Below are 19,377 nucleotides of genomic sequence, written 5' to 3'. Positions count from 1 at the left end.
TTTTAAGCAATGCGCAGGACGTGTGGGAGTGAGCTTGCTCACGAAGACGGCATTTCAGCCGCTGAAGATTTAGCGGTTGTTGAGGGCGTTTTTGCCCAGGAAGCGATCGGGGTGATCCGCAGCGGGCAAGCGACACGTGTCGTAACGGCCAAACAGCTGGTAGCGGTTCAGCGCGATCTTGTCGTACAGCCAGTCCCGTAGCACCCTCGGAAATACCCGTGCCAGAAGCAGCCAGTGCCATCGCGCGGGCAGGTGGGCAAGGATCTTGAACATCGCGTCCGAGCGCACATAGAAGCGGTCGTTCTCCACCAGCACGATGGTGTTGAACTGATCCTGGGGCAATCCCGCCCATTTCAGCAGCGCCTGACCCTCGGGCGACTGCACGGCGGCCAGCGTCAGCCGGTGCTCGCGGTCTTGGCTGATGATGAAAGTCGCCCAGCCATTGCAGAGCTTGCAGGTGCCGTCGAACAACACGACGGCCCGGCCGGTGGCAAGCCCGGAATGACCGTTGGGCTTCACGCGAAGCCCGTCACGGCGTGGGGAACGTAGGGCGCCTCAAGGCGTTTCACTTCGTCATCGCTGAGGACCAGCTCCAGCGCCGCGATCGCATCGTCCAGATGGTGCGGCTTGGAAGCCCCGACTATTGGCGCCGACACGCCACGCTGGGCCAGTACCCACGCCAGCGCGACCTGCGCCATGGGCACACCACGCTCGCCGGCAATCTGCTCGACGACGTCGATGACGCGACCATCCTCGGCTTCCGTCCCCTCGTAAAACGACTGGCCAGAGATGTCGGTCTTGGTGCGTTCGGTCTGTTGGCCATGGGGCCGGGTGAGTCTGCCACGGGCCATCGGGCTCCATGGCATCAGGCCGACGCCCTGATCCAGGCACAGCGGAATCATTTCGCGCTGTTCTTCGCGGTACACCAGATTGAGGTAGTTCTGCATGGACACAAAGCGGCTCCAGCCGTTGGCTGCCGCGACCTGCTGAGCCTTGGCGAACTGCCAGGCGAACATCGACGACGCGCCGATGTAGCGCGCCTTGCCGGCCCGTACTACGTCGTTCAGCGCTTCCATGGTTTCTTCGATGGGGGTGTGATAATCCCAGCGATGAATTTGGTACAGGTCGACGTAATCGGTGCCCAGCCGCGTCAGGCTGGCGTCGATGTTGGCCATGATGGCTTTCCTCGACAAGCCCTGCTCGTTGGGTCGCTTCGAGCCTTCCCACATGTTGGCCGGAAAAAACACCTTGGTCGCGATGACGGTCTCTTCGCGACGGGTGAATTCCTTCAGCAGCTTGCCGACGATGACTTCCGAGGTGCCCGCCGAGTAGCTGTTGGCCGTGTCGAAGAAGTTGATGCCTTGCTCGACCGCGTGCCTGATGATCGGACGGCTGGCGTCCTCATCCAGCGTCCACGGGTGCGTGCCGGCGTCCGGGTCGCCAAACGTCATGCACCCCAGGCACAGCCTCGACACGTCCAGCCCCGTGGAACCCAGCTTCACAAACTTCATGCTTTCACCTCCGAAATCGTTTGATGCCGCAAACAGACGGCTCAGAGGTGCGATCACTCCCGTCCGATTAAGTTCTGAATTGCATCACCAGACCGTTCAGGCCCACCGCCAGTTGTGACAGCTCGTTGCTCGCTGCGGAAGTCTGATTGGCACCGGCAGACGTCTGCAGCGACAGGTCGCGAATGCTGGTCAGGTTGCGATCCACTTCCCGCGCGACCTGGGCCTGTTCTTCCGTGGCCGTGGCGATGCTGACGTTGCGCTCGTTGATCAGCACGATGGCGGTTTTGATATCGGCGAGGGCACGCCCGGCGGCACCGGCAACGTCCAGGCTGACCCGCGCGCGTTCGCTGCTCTGGCCCATGGCCGTGACCGCCTTGTGGGTGCCGCCCTGAATCGAGGCGATCATCTTTTCGATCTCGGCGGTGGACTGCTGGGTGCGGTGCGCCAGGGCGCGCACTTCGTCGGCCACCACCGCAAAGCCGCGTCCGGCTTCGCCCGCGCGAGCGGCTTCGATGGCAGCGTTGAGCGCGAGCAGGTTGGTCTGATCGGCGATGCCGCGAATCACGTCCAGCACGCCGCTGATGTTTTGCACCTGGCCGGCCAGCCCGTTGATTTCATCCGCGGTGGCGCCGACCGAGTCGTGCAACTCGTTGATCGCCGAAATGGTTTCGTTGACCCGCAGACGACCCTGTTCCGCCGAATCGCTGGAATCCCGCGCGGCCGTCGAGGCCAGAGAGGCGTTATGGGCGACTTCCTCCACCGCGGCGCTCATCTGATTGATGGCCGTGGCGGCCTGATTGATTTCGTCGTTCTGACGCTGAACCCCGCGCAGGGATTCCTCGGTCACGGCGGTCATTTCTTCGGAGGTCGAGGCCAGTTGATTGGACGAGTGGCCGAGCTCGGAAAGGGTCTGGCGCAGGTTCTGTTGCATCACCGACAGCGCGTGCAGCAGGCGGCCTGGCTCATCGGAGCCGTCCACTTGAATCGGCTTGCTCAGGTCGTTGGCGGCAATGTTTTCGGCCACGGCCAACGCTTTGGCGATGGGCGCCACCAAGCTGCGGGTGAACAGCGCGGCCAGGGCGAGGGTAGCGGCCAGCGCCACCACGATGGCAGCGATGATCACATTGCGGGCTTGATCGTAACTTTCCTCTGCCGCGACATCCGAGGCGTGCATTTTCTCGTTGGCCAACTCGGCGATGGTGGCGATGTCTTTCGCGAGCGTATCGGCCGCGCGGGTCTGTTCGCCGGACGGCTCGGTCAATGAAGCGATAATGTCATCGCGCTTCTGCGTCACGGCGTCGAGAAAGCGCGTGTGCACGGCGAGGTAAGCCTGCATGTCGCGCTCCATCTGCGCGTAGGCATTCAAGCCTCGCTCGCTGATCAGCAGTGATTTGAGGCGCTTTACATCATTCTCGAGATCACCGCGGCCCTGGCTGACGCGCTTCATGGCGGACTCGTTACTTGCGGCACTTTGCGCAGCTCGCAGGCTGGTGTTGCCGAGACGGATGGTCAGCAGGTCGTTTTTGATGTCGGCGATGGCGAGGAGGGTGGGGAGCACGTTGTCCTGCAGGGCGTCCCGGGCGTCTTTGAGGCGGGAGGACTGCATCAGTGAGAACAGGCCGACGGCAGCGATCAACACGGCAAAAAAGCCGAAGCAGATCAGCGAGCGGGGGCGATGTTGAGGCGTCTAAGGTTCATGTCAGGGCTGTCCATAGGAAGAGAGATCACCGGGATATCGACCTGAATCGGTTCAGCTTGATGACGAATTAACCTCTTTCTTGGCGGAAATGCACTGCTCGACGTTTGGGTGAGGTCGACTTGCCTCGGTTGGCACCCCGGATTCAGGGTGCCAACGTCAGGGATTTAGCCTTGGGCCTCGCCCGCTGCGACCATCGCCTGCCAGGTCTGGACGCTGGGACGTTCTTTCATCCGTGCGTGCCAGGCCAGCAGCGCCGTGCATTCTGCGGGCACCGCGAGATACACCAGCGAGGCGAAGATCATTCCGCCAAAGACCGCGATATCGGCCATCGAAAACGAATCGCCGGCTACAAAGAGCTGCGCCTTCAGCACGCTGTCGAAATAGCGCATGCCCCGGACCGCCTTGTCGCGCATGCGGTTGCCCCATTCGGCGTTCTGGTACAGCTCGACCTCGGGGCCAAGACCGGGCGTGCCGTGATGGAAATAGGTGCTGACCGCGTCGAGAAACTCGATCTCTGCGCGCTTGGTCATCATGTGAATGCGGCCTTTCTCCACCGGCGTTGCGCCGGTGAGGTCGGGGCTGCCAACGAGGGCGTCCAGGTACTGAGTGATGGCGGTGCATTCGGCGATCAGCGTGCCGTCTTGCAGCTCAAGCACGGGCAACGTGCCGGAGTAATTGATGGCGAGGAACTCGGGTTTCTTGTGCTCGCCTTTCCACAGGTTCACCGATACGAATTCGATTCGCGGGAGCAGGTTTTTCTCTGCCAGAGCGATGCGCACTCTGGCCGGATAAGGGCCATTGAACCAGTCGTGGATTTTCATCAGGGGAAGAGCGGAGGTATCGGATTGCGGTATGGAGGAGGTCATAATGTGTCTGCCTGTCAGTTGGTAGGCAAAACTTTGGGCGTGTTTGACAATGCTGTCAAGCCCTACCTGTCAATTGGCAGGTTGAAGCGTTTAGGAGTAGGATGCGTCCCATCAATCGACCTTGGAGGAGTTTAGCGTGAGCGAAAATGCGCGCGAGGCCATTCTGGCCGCTGCGAAGACGGCGGCGCAGTTGCACGGGTACAGCGGCATCAATTTCCGCAGCATCGGCGAAACGGTCGGCATCAAAAATGCCAGCATCTACTACCACTTCCCGAGCAAGGCCGAGCTGGGCGCTGCGGTGGCAGCACGTTACTGGCAGGACACCGCCAGCGCGCTTGATGCGATCCGCGAGGTGAACCCGGACCCGCTGCGCTGCCTGGAACTGTATCCGTCGATCTTTCGCGACTCCCTGCAAAACGGCAACCGGCTGTGCCTGTCCAGCTTCATGGCGGCTGAGCACGAGGACCTGCCGGAAGAAATCCGCCGCGAGGTAAAAGCCTACGCCGATGCCAGCGTGGCCTGGCTGACCGACAGGCTGATGGAGGCGGGAGTAGGCAGCGCAGAGCAGTGCGAGCGGCGGGCGCTGGCGATATACACCGCGGTGGCCGGGGCGCAGTTGATTGCCCGCACGCGTTCGGACATCGAGCTGTTTGATGCGCTGATTCAGGACTACCGCGACGCCGGGCTGATCCCGACGGTCTCGCGCCGGTAACGTCCTGGCGATTGGCCGTGCACGCGGCGGAAGGCCACACCAAACGCCGCATCGGACAAATAGCCCAGCGACGCAGCGACTGTCGCGACACTGTCCACGCTGTCGAGCAAGCGTGTGGCCGCGACCTGCATGCGCCAGCGCGTGGCGTATTCCACCGGTGCCTGGCCCACCACGTTTTTGAACAGGGCCGCGAAGCTGGAGCGTGACAGGCACGCCAGGCTCGCCAGTTCAACCAGAGTCCATGACCTTTCCGGCGCGCGGTGAATCGCCCGCAGCACTGGGGCGATCGACGGGTGGCGCAGCCCGCCTAGCCATTTCAGCTCGGCTGCGTTGGCCGTCGAGATGTGGTGACGCAGCGCATGGATGAAGATCAGTCGGAGCAGGTCGTTGCACATGGCCTGGGCGCCCGCCAACCCTGATTGCCATTCCCGGTCCAGCTCGTCGAGCAGCCAGCCAAACGAGGTCGCGGCGCCATTTTCGGCGTGAATGATCAAGACGGGCGGCAGGATGTCGAGCAATTCGACCGCGCCGGGGCTGACCAGCGAGACGCTGCCACCGAGCAGCTCCACCTCATCACCGACACCGAAGCGCGCCGACTCGCCCGACGCCGAAAACACCTCGGCGGCGTCCAGCGCCTCCACCTCCGGCCCGCTCGCCAGGACGAAGGGCGTACGGGACACCACGAAGCAGTCGCCGGTGCGCAGCCGTCGGGGTGGCGCGCCGTCCATGCGCAGCCAGCATTCGCCCCGGCGCACGACGTTGAACTTCAGCTCAATAGGCCTGAAGCGCAGCGCCCAGGCGCCACCGGCCTGAAGCCGAACGGAACATGCCGCGCGCAAACCGGCCAATGCCAGTACGTCGGAAAGAGGATCAGATTCAGGGTTTTGGATGATCACGACAGAAAACCGGATTCAGGTGACTGGTTCGTCCTGCGAGCTTAGCCAAGAATTCCCTCTCGCGATACCCATCCGGGAGAACAGCATGTCCACGCCTCAGCAACCCATCGACACACCCTTCAATGCCGCCAGCACCGCCGACGAAGTCATGGCGGGCATCGACCTCACGGGCCAGCTCGCCATCGTCACCGGCGGTCATTCCGGTCTGGGCCTTGTTACCACCGAACGTCTGGTCGCCGCTGGCGCTCGGGTCATCGTTCCGGCCAGAGACCCGCAGCGCGCCCGTGCCGCGCTGGCCGGGGTTGCCGGCGCCGACAGGATCGACGTTCGCGACATGGACCTGCTTCACCCCGATTCGGTGAGCGCCTTCAGCGGCCGAATCGTTAAAGAAGGCCAGCCAGTCGCGCTGTTGATCAACTGCGCCGGCGTGATGGCGTCGCCTCTGTCACGGGACGTTGACGGCCACGAAAGCCAGTTCGCGACCAATCACCTTGGTCACTACCGGTTGACCTGTGGGCTGTGGCCAGTGCTGGTGGCCACCGGCGGCGCGCGGGTGATTTCGGTGTCGTCACGGGGGCACCAGATTGCCGGGATGGATTTCGATGACATCGACTTTCAGCGCCGACCCTACGACAAATGGATGGCCTACGGTCAGTCGAAAACCGCCAATGCGCTGTTTGCCGTTGCCCTTGATGCCCGTGGGAAAGATCACGGCGTGCGCGGGTTTTCGCTGCATCCGGGGCAGATACTGACTAACTTGGGCCGCCACCTCAGCACCGAGGAGATCGCAGCGTTCGGCGTGTTGGACGAGCAGGGCAACCAACGGCTGGACCCTGACGCGGGGCTCAAAACAATAGAGCAGGGCGCCGCGACGGGATTGTGGTGCGCGACCAGTCCCGCGCTGGACGGCAAGGGCGGCGTGTATTGCGAAGACTGCAACATCGCCGCCCCGCATGACGCGCAAGGGGGCCGCACGGGTGTCGCGAGCTGGGCGAGCGATGCCGGACTCGCTGAACGCCTGTGGGTGCTGTCTGAACAATGGACGGGACTGACCGTGCCGGTGTGATGCCATCAGTTGGACTGCGCATGCTTGGTAGGACCGGCTTTAGCCGGGAAGGCGTCGGATGGCACGCTGCGAAATTGAGGGTGCACACGCTGGCCTCTTCCCGGCTAAAGCCGGTCCCACTAGCACTGCGCGTATTGATAGTGGGACTGGCTTTGGCCGGGAAGGCGTCGGACGTCACGCCGCAAAATTGAGAGTGTTTGCGCTGGCCTGTTCCCGGTCAAAGCCGGTTCCACACAACAGCAGCACGTGTATGCTTTCGGCCGCGCCCTGATCGAGTACGTCCCATGCTGCACAAAAACCTCATCCGCCGACTCGACCTGATTACCCTCAAGCTGTTCGTGGCGGTGTACGAAGAAGGCACCCTGACCCGGGCGGCGGCGCGGGAGGCGATTGCGGTGTCGGCTGCGAGCAAGCGGCTGATGGAGCTGGAAGAAGTGCTCGGCATCGGCCTGTTCCTGCGCAATGCCAAGGGCATGCTGTTGACCGCAGCAGGCGAGACGATGCTGCACCATGCCCGGCGGATGCTTTCCGATCTGGAAAAAATGGGCCTTGAGCTCGACGAGCACCTGCAGGGCATGCGCGGTTATGTGCGCATGCTGGCGAACCTCTCGGCCATCATTCAGTTCTTGCCGGAAGACCTGCACGCCTTCGTCGCCACTCATGAGTTGGTCAAAGTCGATCTCGAAGAGCGGCCCAGCAACGGCGTCGTGCAGGGCCTGGTCGACGGTGTCGCGGACATCGGCATCTGCTCTGAAGACACCGACACTCAGGGCCTTCACAGCGCACCCTATCGCCGCGACGAACTGGTCGTCGTGATGCGTGACGATCACCCGCTCGCCGGGCATCAGCAGGTGGCGTTCGAAGACACCCTCGGCAGTGACTACATTGGCCTGCACGCCGCCAGCTCCATCAACATGCGTACCCAGAACGCCGCCCGCGCCCACGGCAGGCCGCTGCGGGTGCGCATCCACGTGCCGGGTTTCGATGCCATGTGCCGGATGGTCCAGGCCGACATGGGCATCGGCGTGCTGCCACGCAAGGCGTTCGATCTGCTCGGCCCGTCGCTGGGCCTCAGGGCCGTAGGCTTGAGCGATGAGTGGGCCCGGCGCACGCTGATTCTGGTGGTTCGCGACACCGCGGCACTGTCGCCGGTCAGCCAGTTGCTGTTCGAGCATCTGCAGAGTCACGAGGGCTGAGCCTTCGCGTTTCGCGAACGGTCGTTGCCAACTGACGGTTGGATTTGCCGAACCCCGTTCCTCTAGTCTTGGCGACAAATTCCAAGAAAGACTCGAGGTAACCGCTATGACAGGCCCCCTTCAAGGCGTGCGCGTCATTGAAATCGGCACGCTGATCGCTGCACCCTTTGCCGCCCGCCTGCTGGGCGAGTTCGGTGCCGAGGTGATCAAAATCGAATCCATGGGGCAGGGCGATCCGCTTCGTAAATGGCGAAAGCTGCACGAAGGCACCTCGCTGTGGTGGTACCTGCAGTCGCGCAACAAGAAGTCCCTCTCCCTGAACCTCAAATCTCCCGAAGGTATCGACATCGTCAAGCGGCTGGCTGAAAGCGCGGACGTGCTGATCGAGAACCTGCGGCCCGGAGCCCTGGAAAAGCTGGGTCTTGGCTGGGAGGTGCTCCACGCGCTGAACCCCAAACTCACCCTCGTGCGCATTTCCGGCTACGGTCAGTCCGGTCCATACCGCGACCGTCCCGGGTTTGGCGCCATTGGCGAAGCCATGGGTGGCATCCGCTACACCACCGGCACGCCGGGTTCGCCCCCGGCGCGGGTCGGCGTCAGCCTGGGCGATTCGCTGGCGTCGATGCACGCGGTGATGGGCGCGCTGATGTCGCTGTTGCGGGTCAAGACCGGCCAGGGCGATGGTCAGGTGGTCGATGTGTCACTGGCCGAAAGCGTGTTCAACGTCATGGAAAGCCTGGTGCCGGAGTACGACATGCTCGGCCACGTCCGTGAGCGCAGCGGCGGCGCGCTGCCGGGCATTGCGCCGTCCAACACTTACCCGACTGCCGATGGTGCCTACGTGGTCATCGCCGGCAACAGCGACCCGATCTTCAAGCGCCTGATGCAGACCATTGGCCGCGCCGATCTGGCCGAGGATCCCGAGTTCGCTCACAACGATGGCCGCGCCGCCCAGAGCGATATGCTCGACGGGGCGATAAGCGCGTGGTCGTCGGCCTTGCCCATTGACGACGTGCTCAAGGCGCTTGAAGCGGCCGAGGTACCGGCGGGACGGATCTACAACGTCGCGGACATCGTTGCCGATCCTCACTACCAGGCGCGCGGGATGATTCTCGATGCCGATCTGCCGGGCGGTGCCACGGTGAAGATGCCGGGCATCGTGCCGAAACTCTCGGAAACCCCAGGCTCCGTGAACTGGCAAGGACCCGCGCTGGGTCAGCACACCGAAAGCGTGCTCGGCGAGCTCGGCATGAGCGCCGCCGACATTGCGCAGCTCAAGCACAGTGGGGTGGTGCAATGATCACCGACTTCTCCCAGCGCCTGATCGTGCAGGAAGTGTCCCCGCGCGACGGCTTGCAGATCGAGCCGACCTGGGTGGACACCGCTGACAAGATCGCCTTGATCGACCAACTTTCTCTTGCCGGTTTCAGCCGCATTGAAGCCGGTTCTTTTGTTTCTCCCAAAGCCATTCCGGCCTTGCGTGACGGGGATGAGGTGTTTCGCGGCATCCGGCGCCAGCCCGGTGTGACCTACGTCGCCCTGATTCCCAACCTGCGCGGTGCCCAGCGGGCCATCGAGGCGGGGGCCGATGAGTTGAATCTGGTGATGTCCGCCAGCCAGACCCACAACCTGGCGAACATGCGCATGGGTTGCGAGCAGTCCCTGGCGGGCTTCGCCGAGGTGGTCTCGCTGGCCTCGGGCACTGGGCTTAGCCTGAACGGCTCCATTGCCACCACGTTCGGTTGCCCGTTCGAGGGCCGCATCGATGAAGACCGTGTGCTGCGGATCGTCGATGACTATCTGGCGTTGGGCATGCACGGCATTTCCCTGGCCGACACCACTGGCATGGCCAACCCCCGCCAGGTGTTTTCGCTGGTGCAGCGCGTGCTGACCCGTGTCCCGGCATCGGCGCTGACGCTGCATTTTCACAACACCCGCGGCCTGGGGCTGAGCAATGTGCTCGCTGCTTACGAAGCGGGGGCGCGGCGCTTTGATGCCTCGCTGGGCGGGCTCGGTGGCTGCCCGTTCGCGCCGGGCGCCTCGGGCAATATCTGCACCGAGGACCTGGTGAATATGTGCGATGAGATGGGTATCGAGACGGGCATTGACCTGGAGCATCTGCTCGTCCTGTCGCGCGGTTTACCGGGGCTGCTGGGCCATGAAATGCCGGGGCAGGTGGCCAAGGCCGGACGCAACCGTGATCTTCACCCGGCGCCGGAAAATCTGCCCGGCTAACGCGGCGCCCGTCCCGGTTTTCCCCACACAAACGCGTGCACTCCGCTGCGTGCGCGTCCAGACAACAAAAACAATAGGGCTCTCTCAGGGAGTCCATCTGGAGTATCGCAATGACCGTCTCTGTTCTGACCCCGAACAGCAGCCTCGCCGAGGTTGTGAGCGCCGAAAAGGCACTGATCCGCAAGGTTGCGTGGCGCTTGATGCCGTTGATCATGGTTTGCTACCTGTTCGCGTTTTTTGATCGCATCAACATCAGCTTCGCCAAGTTTCAGCTGCAGACGGATCTGAGTCTGAGCGACACCGCGTACGGGTTGGGGGCGAGCCTGTTCGTCATCGGCTACGTGCTGTTCGAGGTGCCGAGCAACATCATGCTGTACAAGGTGGGGGCGCGGCGCTGGATTGCCCGCATCATGATGTCGTGGGGCGTCGCTACGGCGCTGATGGTTTTCGTCACCGCCGAATGGCAGTTCTATGTGCTGCGTTTCATCATCGGCGCCATGGAAGCGGGTTTCGCACCGGGCGTGCTGTTTTACCTGACGCTCTGGTTCCCGCAGACCTACCGGGGTCGCATCACCTCGATTCTGTTCCTGGCCTCGGCCTTCGCCGGGCTGCTGGGCGCACCGATCTCGGGACTGGTGCTCGGCCATATGGACGGCGTGATGCAGCTGCGTGGCTGGCACTGGCTGTTCCTGCTCGGCGGCCTGCCATGCATTGCCTTGGGTTTCGCGGTGCTGAAGATCCTCAAAGACCGTGTTGCGGACGCGCACTGGCTGACCGACGCCGAGAAGACGTATCTGTCGAGCCGCATCGCTCAGCATGAGCCGAACAAGCATGGGGGCTCGCTGCTGACCGCGCTGAAAATGCCGGGTTTCCTGATGCTCGGGCTGATTTATTTCCTGATTCAAGTGGCGTCCTACGGCCTGAACTTCTGGGCGCCGCAGCTGATTCGCAGCGCGGGTGTCGAAAGCCCGGTGATCATCGGGCTGCTCACGGCCATTCCGTATATCTTCGGCGCCATCAGCATGATCGTTGTCGGGCGTCTCTCGGATGCCAGCGGCGAACGCCGCAAATTCGTCTGCGGGCTGATGGTGCTTGGGGCCATCGGTTTCTTCAGCGCCGGATTTTTTGCCCAGCACACCAGCCTGTTGATCGTCTCCCTGGCCATGCTCGGTGGCGGGATTGTCGCCGCCATTCCGGCCTTTTGGACGCTCCCGCCCAAGCTGTTGGCGGGCGCAGGTGCCGGCGCGGCGGGCGGTATTGCGCTGATCAACACGTTGGGGCAATTCGGCGGCATCGTCAGCCCGGTGATGGTCGGCGGGATCAAGGACCTCACCGGCACGACGACGCCTGCGCTGTACGTCATCGGCGTCAGCAGCCTGATCGCGGCTGGCCTGTTAATGTGGGCATTGCCGCAGAAATTGAGAACGCTGGACAAGAACGAACACTGAGGTCGGTGCCGAAAGACTGCCTGACGGTCGACCTCATTAGCCCACGGAGCACTTGCAATGATTGATCACCTCGACCATCTGGTCCTGACCACCATCGATATTGAGGCCTGTAAAGACTTCTACGTGCGCGTGATGGGCATGGAATTGCAAACCTTCGGCAGCGGTCGTCTGGCGTTTCGCTATGGCAACCAGAAGATCAACGTTCACGAGCGCGGTCACGAATTCGAGCCCAAGGCCCACCTCCCGGTGCCGGGCGCGCTGGACCTGTGCTTCATTGCCAGCCAGAGCCTTGACGCGGTGATCGCGCATTTGCAGGCCGAGGCGTGGCCGATCGTGGAAGGGCCGGTTGGGCGCACCGGCGCGACGGGGCCGATTCGGTCGGTTTACGTGCGTGATCCCGATTTAAATCTGATCGAGATTTCAGAGCTGCGGTGACAGTATTCCTGCCGCTGAAGACATGCGGATGGACCGGAGTCTTCGCGAGCAAGCTCGCTCCCACAACTACCTCGTTCGCCTGTAACAGCTGCAGTGCCGGCATGTTTGATGAGTGACCGGGGTAGCGCTTCACCTTGCACACGGAAAGGACATCAGATTTCCCGCTGCTGATCCACGTGCAAAGATTTGTAGCGCGCCATCGCATCGGTAAGCCGGCGATTCAAATAGTCATTGGTAGGCCCGAGCGCCGCCAGAATCTGCGCAGATTCCTCGTAATAAGACGCGCGCTTTTCCAGGGACCACGTCGATGGCGCGGACTGGAGGTTGGTGATCCGGTCACACAACTTGATCGCCGCCGCTTCCCGGGAATGCGCCGCGATCGCCTGGAAATAGCCCTCGTCCGAGAAGGGCACGATCAGGTTCTTGCTCAGGCAGGCGACGGTCGAGGCGACAGCGGCGCCGAACACCTCAGCCAGTGCCTCTTCCGAGGTCCCCGTATCCTCGATTACGTCGTGCAGAAGCGCGGCGGGCATCGCGATGGTCAGGTCACCAATGTCACTTTCCCGATCCGCGAAAATCAATTCGTTCGCCACCATCGCGACATGGGTCGTGTACGGCAGATCTGCCCCCTTCATCGTCTGCCCGACGTGGGCGTGGGAGGCGAATAGCCAGGCTTTGTTGTAAAGGCGCTGCAGGTCGGTTGACGTCAAGCGTTTCGCTCCTGAAGTGGGTGTTTGCTAATTAGGGATGCATCGCTTTTGTATCAGTTCTGCCAGTCCAGACACAATCAACCCCGAACCATCCCCTCCAGACCCTCATGCCCCTGCACAATCAATTCCCTGACCAATACCTCAAATTCCGCCTCAGTCCCGGCTTCCCGCACTTCGAACCCAGCACTCCAGCGCACCACGCAACGATCGACCAACCCTGCAACCTCATCCACTCGAATCTGCGCCCGATACCCATCTACCGGCAACGGCGACTCCTCAAACACATAAGCCAACGCCCTAAGCCCATCGTCAAACTCAGTCAAACGCTCCCGCAATAAGGCACCGTCCGCGAGCGCCAGCCGCCTGACCGCACCCACCTGCAAAATCTCGGCTTCACCCTCGATCCCGCTCTTCACAATCGCCGGATGCCAGTCCGCGATTCCGCCAAACCCCGCAGCACCTTCCACGCCTCATCCGCACTGCACGGCAAACCTGCGCTGTACTCAACTGAAATCATCTCTGCTGTCTCCCAAATAACTAACGCCGCGACTCAAAGAATCGATCAAAAAAATCGCTCACTACCAAGCCGCTAGAACCCGGCACGCAAGCCCGAGATCGAAACCCCGAGGCCTACGTCCAAAACAATCGCTGTAAAACCTACCCCTCAAACTGGTGATAAACCTTGGCAATCACCTTCCAGTCGCCATTGATCTTGATCAACGTCAGGTAGTCGTTGTAATCCGCCCCAATGGCGTCCTTCTCCATGTCCACCCGCACCACGGCCGTGGTCGGCGTAATCGCCAACACATCCAGCCGAGTCGTGATGTCCGCTGCTTTACCGTTGCTCTCGACAAAGTCATACAAGTTGCTGATGGGCCCGCCCAGCAATTGGCCGTTGGTGAAACCGTACATCACCGCCTCTTCATGAAAGGCCTGCTTGATCGTCGTAACACTGCCTTCCCGCAGCCCTTCAACGTAGCGGCTGGCGGTGTCGATCACGGCGTTGTAGTCGTGGGTGGCAACGGCTTTGATGTTCTTGTTCATGTCTGTGTACTCCAGGTTTTGAGTTCGATAGGGCAAAGCGTCGAGCAGCAACAGCCGCGCACTCACCAGTCCTGTCGGGTGGGTGAAATGATCAGGTCGTTGACGGTGACGTTGGCCGGCTGATTCAGCGCGTAGATGACGGCGCGGCTGATGTCTTCTGGCGCGATGGCAATTTCGTTCAGCGCTTGTGCCGCTTTGCGGCCGGCGGGGTCGGTGACTTTGTCGGCCCAGCCGGTATTGATCACGCCGGGGCTGACGGTGTTGACGCGGATGCCGTGGTGGACGCCCAGTTCTTTGCGCATGGATTCGGTCATGGCCTGCACGAAGAATTTGGTTGCGCTGTAGACGCCGGCGCCGGGGCCGACCTGGTGGCCGGCCACCGAATCCATGTTGAGGATCTGCCCGGATTTCTGTTCGAGCATGAAGGGCAGGGCGGCGGCGATGGTGTTCAGGTAGCCCTTGATGTTGACGTCGATCATGGCGTTCCAGTCCTGGGTCACGAGGTCGACCCAGTGGGAGAACAGCATCAGGCCGGCGTTGTTGACCAGGATGTCGACCGAGCCGTAGGTGTCCTTGGCGAACTGCGCGAGGGCGCGGGTTTGTTCAGCGTCGGTCACGTCGGTGACGAAGCTGGACGCCTCGTAACCGGCCGAGCGGAGTTCGCTGACAAGGGCTGCGAGGCCTTTCTCATCCAGCGCAGCAGCCACGACGTTGACCCCTTGAGCCGCCAATGCTTTGGCCGTCGCGGCGCCGATCCCTGACGACGCGCCGGTGACGATGGCGGTTTTCTTTTCCAGGTAGTTCATCTTCATGTTTCCTCAAATTCAAGGCGTGCGGGCAGCGTCGGCCTTCCTGGGAAAGCCTTGCCGTTCAGCCGTTATTGAATGCGGTGCTTCAAAGCGTTGCGGTTGCCAGCGCTGTTAGTAAGTGCCCAGCGGCCAGTCGGTGTAGCCCTTGGCGCCGCCGCCGTAATAGCTTTCGCGCGGGGCGATGGTGAGTTCGGCGCCATGGCGCAGACGCGCAACCAGGTCCGGGTTGGAGATGAACAGGCGACCGAACGCGACGGCGTCGATCTTGCCCTGGGCGCGGCGCTCGATGGCCATGTCCAGGTCGTAATTGTTGTTGCCAATGAACGGGCCGTTGAACTGTGCGCTCAAGGCATCCATGTCGACGCCTTCCGGCACGTCGCGGGAGGTGGCGGTCGCGCCTTCGACGAAGTGCAGGTACGCCAGATTGAAGCGGTTCAACTGCTGAATCAGGTAACCGTGCAACGCCATGACGTTGCTGTCCGGCGGTGTGTTACCCGCATCCGGTGTCACCGGCGACAGCCGAATGCCCACGCGGTCATGGCCCCAGATGTCGACGATGGCCTGGGTGACTTCCAGCGTCAGCCGGGCACGGTTTTCAATCGAGCCACCGTACTGGTCGGTGCGCTGGTTGGTGGAGTCGCGCAGGAACTGGTCGAGCAGGTAGCTGTTGGCCGAGTGAACCTCAACACCGTCAAATCCTGCGCGCTTGGCGTTCTCGGCAGCGTGTTTGTACTGCTCGATGATGCCGGGGATTTCGTCGGTTTCCAGCGCCCGGGGCATCGACACCGGGACAAAGCCGTCGGCCGTGTACGTGTTGCCCTCGGCCTGAATCGCGGACGGCGCGACCGGGGCTTCGCCGTTGGGCTGCAGGTCGACGCTTGAGAACCGCCCCACATGCCAGAGCTGGCTGACGATCTTGCCGCCGGCCGCGTGCACGGCGTCGGTGACTGTGCGCCAGCCGGCGACCTGCGCTTCGCTCCAGATCCCGGGCGTCGCGGCATAGCCGCGTCCCTGAGCCGAGATGTTGGTGGCTTCGGCCACGATCAATCCGGCGGTGGCGCGCTGGGCGTAATAGGTAGCGTGCAGTTCACCGGGCACGCCGTCTTCTTCGTAGCGGCTGCGGGTGACGGGGGCCATGACGATGCGGTTGGCCATTTCGATGGCGCCCATTTGCACGGGGGAAAACAAGTCGGTGCTGTTACTGATATCAATCATTGAGAACTACTCGCATATTTGACCGGTCGTCTACCAATCTTTGAAAAAAAGCGCCTGCTACCGGAGCAGGCGTTGGGTCAGGCTCATGGCCGTGTCGAACGACGAGGTGGACTTGTTGACCTTCACCAGAAGGGAAGCGCCCAACCACAGTTGATACAAGGTTTCGGCGAAGGCTTCGCTGCCTTCTTCGATGTGCAGACTGCCGTCTGCCACGCCCATGTCCACGCAGGCGGTGATGCGCTTGATGATCTTCGCCGTGCCAGCTTCCAGCACCCTGCGCATGTCTTCGGACAGGTCGCAGACTTCCGGACCCAGCTTGACCACCAGGCATTTGCCTTCCGGATGATCGGTGCCCTGGGTCTCGATCCAGTAATCGAAGTAGGCCAGCAGCTTTTCAGCGCCGCTGCCTGATCGCGTCATGACGGTGTCGACGCGGCCCAGGTACTCGGAGAAGTACTCATCGAGCAACGCGGCGCCGAACTCTTCCTTCGATTTGAAGTAATAGTAAAACGAGCCCTTGGGCACGCCCGCCGCGCTCACCACTTCTGCCAGGCCCACGGCAGTGTAGCCCTTGTGGGTCATCAGCGACTTGGCGACGTCGATGATGTGTTGGCGCATTTCCAGGTTGGGTTTCTTCATAATGCGCAGCACCTTAAGACAAAACTGACCGGTCGTCTACAAGGTCTCTGTCAGGTGCGATGAACGGCAGTCACATCAACCGCCTCCCCATTTCATAAGCCCGTGTCTCAAACCCGAGCTCTTCATACAACCGCCGCGCGTGTGTATTGAAGCCCCACACCGATAGCCGAATATCCTGGGCGCCGCGCTCCTGCGCCCACCCTTGCACTCGCTCAATCAGCCCGCGCCCCAAGCCTTTCCCCCAGTAAACCTGGGCCACGCACACCGAGCCGATTCGCGCGAACGCCATGGGCTGCAGCAACGGCCCGCCCGCTGAAAACATTCCCGCGCTGACAAACCCTGCCGCCCGGTCCCCGACAAACGCCAGGAAAATAACCTGCTCCGGATTGTTCAGAAAGCCCACCCAGTGAGGGGCGTCGCGCGTGTAATCCAGTGTCTCAGCCGCATAAATATCGGGCCGCTCGGCGTGGTGAATGGCGTTGAGTAGCTGCCCCAATTCGCAGATCGTCGCCACATCCTCGACCGTGGCTTCTCGGTAGCTGATCACTTGGTCCATCGTGTCTTTATCCTTGTTTGATCGTCACGGGAGATGGGCTTTTGTACCCGTCACTCATCAACTCCACAACCCAGTCAATGAACACCCGCAGCTTGATGCTGATGTGCCGGTTGGGCGGGAAGGCCACGTACATCGGCATCGATTCCAGCTGCCAGTCTTCGAACATCGACACGAATTCACCACTGCGCACGGACGGCTCGGCCATGTACTGCGGCAGCCAGAGTGCGCCCATGCCGGCGAGACCTGCCGCGAGGTACGCATTGCCGTCGTCGACCGTGAGCAGGTAGCGGCTTTGCACCTGAACCCGTTCGCCGTCCCGCTGCAGCACCATCGGGAACAGTTGCCCGGTGCGCGCCCAGCGGTAGCCGACGATGCGGTGCTGCGGGGCTTCGAGGTCGCGGGGATGATCCGGCGTCCCCGCGCGCTGCAGATAGCCCGGCGCCGCGTAAACGCCCAGCTTCAGGTCGGTGATGTGCCGCGCCATCAGCGATTGGTCGGTCAGCTCGCCGCCGCGGACCACGCAGTCGACGTTCTCGCCGATGAGGTCGATCATCCGGTCGCTTACGCCCAGGTCGATCTGGATGTCGGGGTAGCGCGCGTTGAAGTCTGGCAGCGCCGGGATCAGCACCATGCGTGCGAACGGGCTCGGCACGTCGACGCGCAAGCGCCCTCGGGGCGCGGCGGAGGCGGCGGACAGACCGGTTTCGGCATCGTCCAGGTCCGCCAGCACGCGCAGCGCACGTTCGTAAAACACCGCGCCGTCGGCCGTGACATTGACCTTGCGTGTTGTGCGGTTGAGCAGCTTGACCCGCAGCCGCGCTTCAAGCTGCTGCACCAGTTGCGTCACCGTGGTTTTGCTCATGTGTAACGTACCGGCGGCCTTGGTGAAACTGCCGGTTTCCACGACTCGGACGAACGCCTGCATCGCGTCGAAACGGTCCATCGCGTCACCTGATTGTTTGGGGAATTCAAACAGTCTTGATCAGTGCTGCTGGTTTATCCAGCGAATCCGTCGCCCTACAGTCTGCCCATCGAAACCACGGAGCATCCAGCTCCGCTGAAGGAGAAGGACATGACTGTTCGTGACGTTGTATTCCCGCCCGGCCGCCACGCGTTGTATGAGCGCAATCGCTACTCGCCAGCGATAAAATCCGATGGCCTGCTGTTTGTCTCGGGCCAGGTCGGGAGCCGCGAAGACGGCTCGCCCGAGCCTGATCTGCGCGCCCAGGTCCGGCTGGCATTTACGAATCTGAATGCCATTCTCAATGCCGCCGGCTGCACCTTCGATGACGTGATTGACGTCACCGTGTTCATGGTCGATCCGCAGTCGACGTTCGAAAAGGCCTGGGAAGTGGTGCCGGAGTTCTGGGGCGAAGCACCGCACCCGACCATCACGGCCGTCGGCGTGACCTGGCTGTATGGCTTCGACTTCGAGATCAAGGTCATCGCCAAGCTGCCTTGATACCCGCAGCGCCATCCGCCAGCCACTCGCCAATGCAGTTGAAATCCTCGCCACAGCCCGACAGACTCACGCCCCGTTTCGGCAGGTCGTGCCGGGCGGTGGCGAGAGAAGGGGCGGCAAGGTTGAACGAACACACATTGTCCAGGCGACTGGAGCGGGTGGCGGCACTGGTGCCGGCCGACGCGCGACTGGCCGACATCGGCTCCGATCATGCCTATCTGCCGGTGGCGTTGATACGCCGTGGGCTCATTGCGATGGCAGTAGCGGGGGAGGTGGCGGCGACGCCGTTCAGGGCGGCGGAGCGTACCGTTCGCGAGAACGGCTTCGAGGCGCGAATCCGTGTGCGTCTGGCCGATGGCCTGGGAGCGATTGAGACGGAAGACGGCATCAGCGCGATCAGTATCTGCGGCATGGGCGGCGAGACGATTCGCGACATCTTCGAGAAGGGCAAATCGCGTCTCAATGGAAGCGAGCGCCTGATCCTGCAGCCCAACGGCGGCGAGCCTGAGCTGCGCCAGTGGTTGATGGACAACGGTTACCGCATCGTCCATGAAGAAATCCTGCGGGAGAACCGGTTCGACTACGAAATCATCGTTGCCGAACGCAGCGGGCCAGTGGTGTACAGCCCTGAAGCGCTGTACTTCGGGCCGCTGTTGATGCTCGAACGCAGTCCGGCGTTCCTCGACAAATGGCGGCGCCTGCTGCGTTTCAGGCAGCGCACGTTGGCCAACTTGCAACGTGCGCGGCAGGCGGTGCCGGAAGACAAGCTTCGCGACACCGCGCAGCAAGTGCGCTGGATCACCGAATTGCTCGGCTGAATGTGCGCGGTATAAGCCCTTCGGTCCTAATGTCCCGAACGCAAGGCCCGGAACCTGAAA

At 62.3% G+C, this 19,377-nt stretch carries 22 protein-coding genes; 9 read left to right on the top strand and 13 right to left on the bottom strand.

The annotated features are described in order from the left end of the window. Positions 1 to 69 precede the first annotated feature (69 nt). The 4 genes from JN403_RS18950 to JN403_RS18935 all read right to left on the bottom strand — a co-directional run bounded on the left by JN403_RS18950 (position 70) and on the right by JN403_RS18935 (position 4,031). Complete coding sequence (locus JN403_RS18950) at positions 70 to 519, bottom strand: thiol-disulfide oxidoreductase DCC family protein (protein WP_205483770.1); 450 nt, start codon at positions 517 to 519, stop codon at positions 70 to 72. Next, positions 516 to 1,511, bottom strand: coding sequence for an aldo/keto reductase (locus tag JN403_RS18945; RefSeq protein ID WP_172611855.1), 996 nt, complete (start codon positions 1,509 to 1,511; stop codon positions 516 to 518). The genes JN403_RS18950 and JN403_RS18945 overlap by 4 nt, the downstream gene beginning before the upstream one ends. Before the next feature lie 67 nt (positions 1,512 to 1,578). After that, the gene (locus JN403_RS18940) at positions 1,579 to 3,150 is read right to left on the bottom strand and encodes a methyl-accepting chemotaxis protein (protein ID WP_345945823.1); all 1,572 of its coding nucleotides are present in this window, start codon (positions 3,148 to 3,150) and stop codon (positions 1,579 to 1,581) included. Positions 3,151 to 3,374: 224 nt separating this feature from the next. Further along, entirely contained in the window at positions 3,375 to 4,031 is a 657-nt protein-coding gene (locus JN403_RS18935) for a glutathione S-transferase (protein WP_205487514.1), read from the bottom strand. 181 nt (positions 4,032 to 4,212) lie between these two features. Between JN403_RS18935 and JN403_RS18930 the strand changes: the two genes are divergently transcribed. Beyond that, the gene (locus tag JN403_RS18930; RefSeq protein WP_205483768.1) at positions 4,213 to 4,788 is read left to right on the top strand and encodes a TetR/AcrR family transcriptional regulator; all 576 of its coding nucleotides are present in this window, start codon (positions 4,213 to 4,215) and stop codon (positions 4,786 to 4,788) included. On the opposite strand, the gene JN403_RS18925 is transcribed toward JN403_RS18930, so the two are convergent. After that, positions 4,746 to 5,684 carry an AraC family transcriptional regulator gene (locus JN403_RS18925; RefSeq protein ID WP_240356669.1) on the bottom strand — a complete coding sequence of 313 codons (939 nt, stop codon included), beginning with the start codon at positions 5,682 to 5,684 and terminating at the stop codon, positions 4,746 to 4,748. The two genes, JN403_RS18930 and JN403_RS18925, sit on opposite strands and share 43 nt — an antisense overlap. A gap of 85 nt (positions 5,685 to 5,769) precedes the next feature. Between JN403_RS18925 and JN403_RS18920 the strand changes: the two genes are divergently transcribed. The 6 genes from JN403_RS18920 (at position 5,770) to JN403_RS18895 (ending at position 12,064) form a co-directional block, all read left to right on the top strand. Continuing rightward, on the top strand, positions 5,770 to 6,750 hold the full coding sequence (locus JN403_RS18920) for an oxidoreductase (RefSeq protein ID WP_205483766.1): 981 nt from the start codon (positions 5,770 to 5,772) through the stop codon (positions 6,748 to 6,750). 284 nt (positions 6,751 to 7,034) lie between these two features. Further along, positions 7,035 to 7,946, top strand: coding sequence for a LysR family transcriptional regulator (locus JN403_RS18915; RefSeq protein WP_205483764.1), 912 nt, complete (start codon positions 7,035 to 7,037; stop codon positions 7,944 to 7,946). A 106-nt stretch (positions 7,947 to 8,052) separates the two neighbouring features. Beyond that, positions 8,053 to 9,246, top strand: a complete 1,194-nt coding sequence (locus tag JN403_RS18910; protein ID WP_205483762.1) for a CaiB/BaiF CoA-transferase family protein — start codon at positions 8,053 to 8,055, stop codon at positions 9,244 to 9,246. After that, positions 9,243 to 10,181: a hydroxymethylglutaryl-CoA lyase gene (locus JN403_RS18905; protein WP_205483760.1), complete on the top strand. Its 939-nt coding sequence runs from the start codon at positions 9,243 to 9,245 to the stop codon at positions 10,179 to 10,181. Before JN403_RS18910 ends, JN403_RS18905 begins: the two co-directional genes overlap by 4 nt. Before the next feature lie 110 nt (positions 10,182 to 10,291). After that, positions 10,292 to 11,629, top strand: coding sequence for an MFS transporter (locus JN403_RS18900; RefSeq protein WP_205483758.1), 1,338 nt, complete (start codon positions 10,292 to 10,294; stop codon positions 11,627 to 11,629). A 57-nt stretch (positions 11,630 to 11,686) separates the two neighbouring features. Next, positions 11,687 to 12,064, top strand: coding sequence for a VOC family protein (locus JN403_RS18895; RefSeq protein WP_205483756.1), 378 nt, complete (start codon positions 11,687 to 11,689; stop codon positions 12,062 to 12,064). Between the two features lie 152 nt (positions 12,065 to 12,216). Here the strand turns inward: JN403_RS18895 and JN403_RS18890 are convergent, their stop codons facing one another. The 8 genes from JN403_RS18890 to JN403_RS18855 all read right to left on the bottom strand — a co-directional run bounded on the left by JN403_RS18890 (position 12,217) and on the right by JN403_RS18855 (position 17,980). Then, positions 12,217 to 12,774, bottom strand: coding sequence for an HD domain-containing protein (locus JN403_RS18890; RefSeq protein WP_205483754.1), 558 nt, complete (start codon positions 12,772 to 12,774; stop codon positions 12,217 to 12,219). A 77-nt stretch (positions 12,775 to 12,851) separates the two neighbouring features. Then, positions 12,852 to 13,241, bottom strand: a complete 390-nt coding sequence (locus JN403_RS18885; RefSeq protein WP_205483752.1) for an SRPBCC family protein — start codon at positions 13,239 to 13,241, stop codon at positions 12,852 to 12,854. A gap of 190 nt (positions 13,242 to 13,431) precedes the next feature. After that, on the bottom strand, positions 13,432 to 13,818 hold the full coding sequence (locus JN403_RS18880; protein ID WP_205483750.1) for a nuclear transport factor 2 family protein: 387 nt from the start codon (positions 13,816 to 13,818) through the stop codon (positions 13,432 to 13,434). 62 nt (positions 13,819 to 13,880) lie between these two features. Continuing rightward, positions 13,881 to 14,624, bottom strand: a complete 744-nt coding sequence (locus JN403_RS18875) for an SDR family oxidoreductase (RefSeq protein ID WP_205483748.1) — start codon at positions 14,622 to 14,624, stop codon at positions 13,881 to 13,883. A gap of 114 nt (positions 14,625 to 14,738) precedes the next feature. Further along, positions 14,739 to 15,842 (bottom strand): alkene reductase, encoded by a 1,104-nt coding sequence (locus JN403_RS18870; RefSeq protein WP_205483746.1) that lies wholly within the window; start codon positions 15,840 to 15,842, stop codon positions 14,739 to 14,741. A gap of 57 nt (positions 15,843 to 15,899) precedes the next feature. Beyond that, a complete protein-coding gene (locus JN403_RS18865) occupies positions 15,900 to 16,481 on the bottom strand; it encodes a TetR/AcrR family transcriptional regulator (RefSeq protein ID WP_205483744.1) in 582 nt (193 codons plus the stop codon). Between the two features lie 70 nt (positions 16,482 to 16,551). Continuing rightward, positions 16,552 to 17,037, bottom strand: coding sequence for a GNAT family N-acetyltransferase (locus tag JN403_RS18860; RefSeq protein ID WP_205483742.1), 486 nt, complete (start codon positions 17,035 to 17,037; stop codon positions 16,552 to 16,554). A gap of 7 nt (positions 17,038 to 17,044) precedes the next feature. Continuing rightward, the gene (locus tag JN403_RS18855; protein WP_205483740.1) at positions 17,045 to 17,980 is read right to left on the bottom strand and encodes a LysR family transcriptional regulator; all 936 of its coding nucleotides are present in this window, start codon (positions 17,978 to 17,980) and stop codon (positions 17,045 to 17,047) included. A gap of 129 nt (positions 17,981 to 18,109) precedes the next feature. On the opposite strand from JN403_RS18855, the gene JN403_RS18850 reads away from it, so the two are divergent. Both JN403_RS18850 and JN403_RS18845 read left to right on the top strand, forming a co-directional pair. Beyond that, positions 18,110 to 18,499 (top strand): RidA family protein, encoded by a 390-nt coding sequence (locus JN403_RS18850; RefSeq protein WP_205483738.1) that lies wholly within the window; start codon positions 18,110 to 18,112, stop codon positions 18,497 to 18,499. A gap of 122 nt (positions 18,500 to 18,621) precedes the next feature. Continuing rightward, positions 18,622 to 19,317, top strand: coding sequence for a tRNA (adenine(22)-N(1))-methyltransferase TrmK (locus JN403_RS18845; protein ID WP_240356668.1), 696 nt, complete (start codon positions 18,622 to 18,624; stop codon positions 19,315 to 19,317). Positions 19,318 to 19,377 lie beyond the last annotated feature (60 nt).

The sequence above is a fragment of the Pseudomonas sp. 15A4 genome (genome assembly GCF_016925575.1).
GTDB lineage: Bacteria > Pseudomonadota > Gammaproteobacteria > Pseudomonadales > Pseudomonadaceae > Aquipseudomonas.
The sequence above is the reverse complement of the archived record's forward strand: the minus strand, read 5'-3'. Positions and strand labels throughout refer to the sequence as shown.

Bases quoted from the DNA above. Each gene is read 5' to 3' on its own strand.
- JN403_RS18945 (WP_172611855.1), bottom strand. From the start codon at position 1,511: ATGAAGTTTGTGAAGCTGGGTTCCACGGGGCTGGACGTGTCGAGGCTG.
- JN403_RS18935 (WP_205487514.1), bottom strand. From the start codon at position 4,031: ATGAAAATCCACGACTGGTTCAATGGCCCTTATCCGGCCAGAGTGCGC.
- JN403_RS18920 (WP_205483766.1), top strand. From the start codon at position 5,770: ATGTCCACGCCTCAGCAACCCATCGACACACCCTTCAATGCCGCCAGC.
- JN403_RS18915 (WP_205483764.1), top strand. From the start codon at position 7,035: ATGCTGCACAAAAACCTCATCCGCCGACTCGACCTGATTACCCTCAAG.
- JN403_RS18910 (WP_205483762.1), top strand. From the start codon at position 8,053: ATGACAGGCCCCCTTCAAGGCGTGCGCGTCATTGAAATCGGCACGCTG.
- JN403_RS18905 (WP_205483760.1), top strand. From the start codon at position 9,243: ATGATCACCGACTTCTCCCAGCGCCTGATCGTGCAGGAAGTGTCCCCG.
- JN403_RS18900 (WP_205483758.1), top strand. From the start codon at position 10,292: ATGACCGTCTCTGTTCTGACCCCGAACAGCAGCCTCGCCGAGGTTGTG.
- JN403_RS18895 (WP_205483756.1), top strand. From the start codon at position 11,687: ATGATTGATCACCTCGACCATCTGGTCCTGACCACCATCGATATTGAG.
- JN403_RS18880 (WP_205483750.1), bottom strand. From the start codon at position 13,818: ATGAACAAGAACATCAAAGCCGTTGCCACCCACGACTACAACGCCGTG.
- JN403_RS18875 (WP_205483748.1), bottom strand. From the start codon at position 14,624: ATGAACTACCTGGAAAAGAAAACCGCCATCGTCACCGGCGCGTCGTCA.
- JN403_RS18870 (WP_205483746.1), bottom strand. From the start codon at position 15,842: ATGATTGATATCAGTAACAGCACCGACTTGTTTTCCCCCGTGCAAATG.
- JN403_RS18865 (WP_205483744.1), bottom strand. From the start codon at position 16,481: ATGAAGAAACCCAACCTGGAAATGCGCCAACACATCATCGACGTCGCC.
- JN403_RS18860 (WP_205483742.1), bottom strand. From the start codon at position 17,037: ATGGACCAAGTGATCAGCTACCGAGAAGCCACGGTCGAGGATGTGGCG.
- JN403_RS18855 (WP_205483740.1), bottom strand. From the start codon at position 17,980: ATGGACCGTTTCGACGCGATGCAGGCGTTCGTCCGAGTCGTGGAAACC.
- JN403_RS18850 (WP_205483738.1), top strand. From the start codon at position 18,110: ATGACTGTTCGTGACGTTGTATTCCCGCCCGGCCGCCACGCGTTGTAT.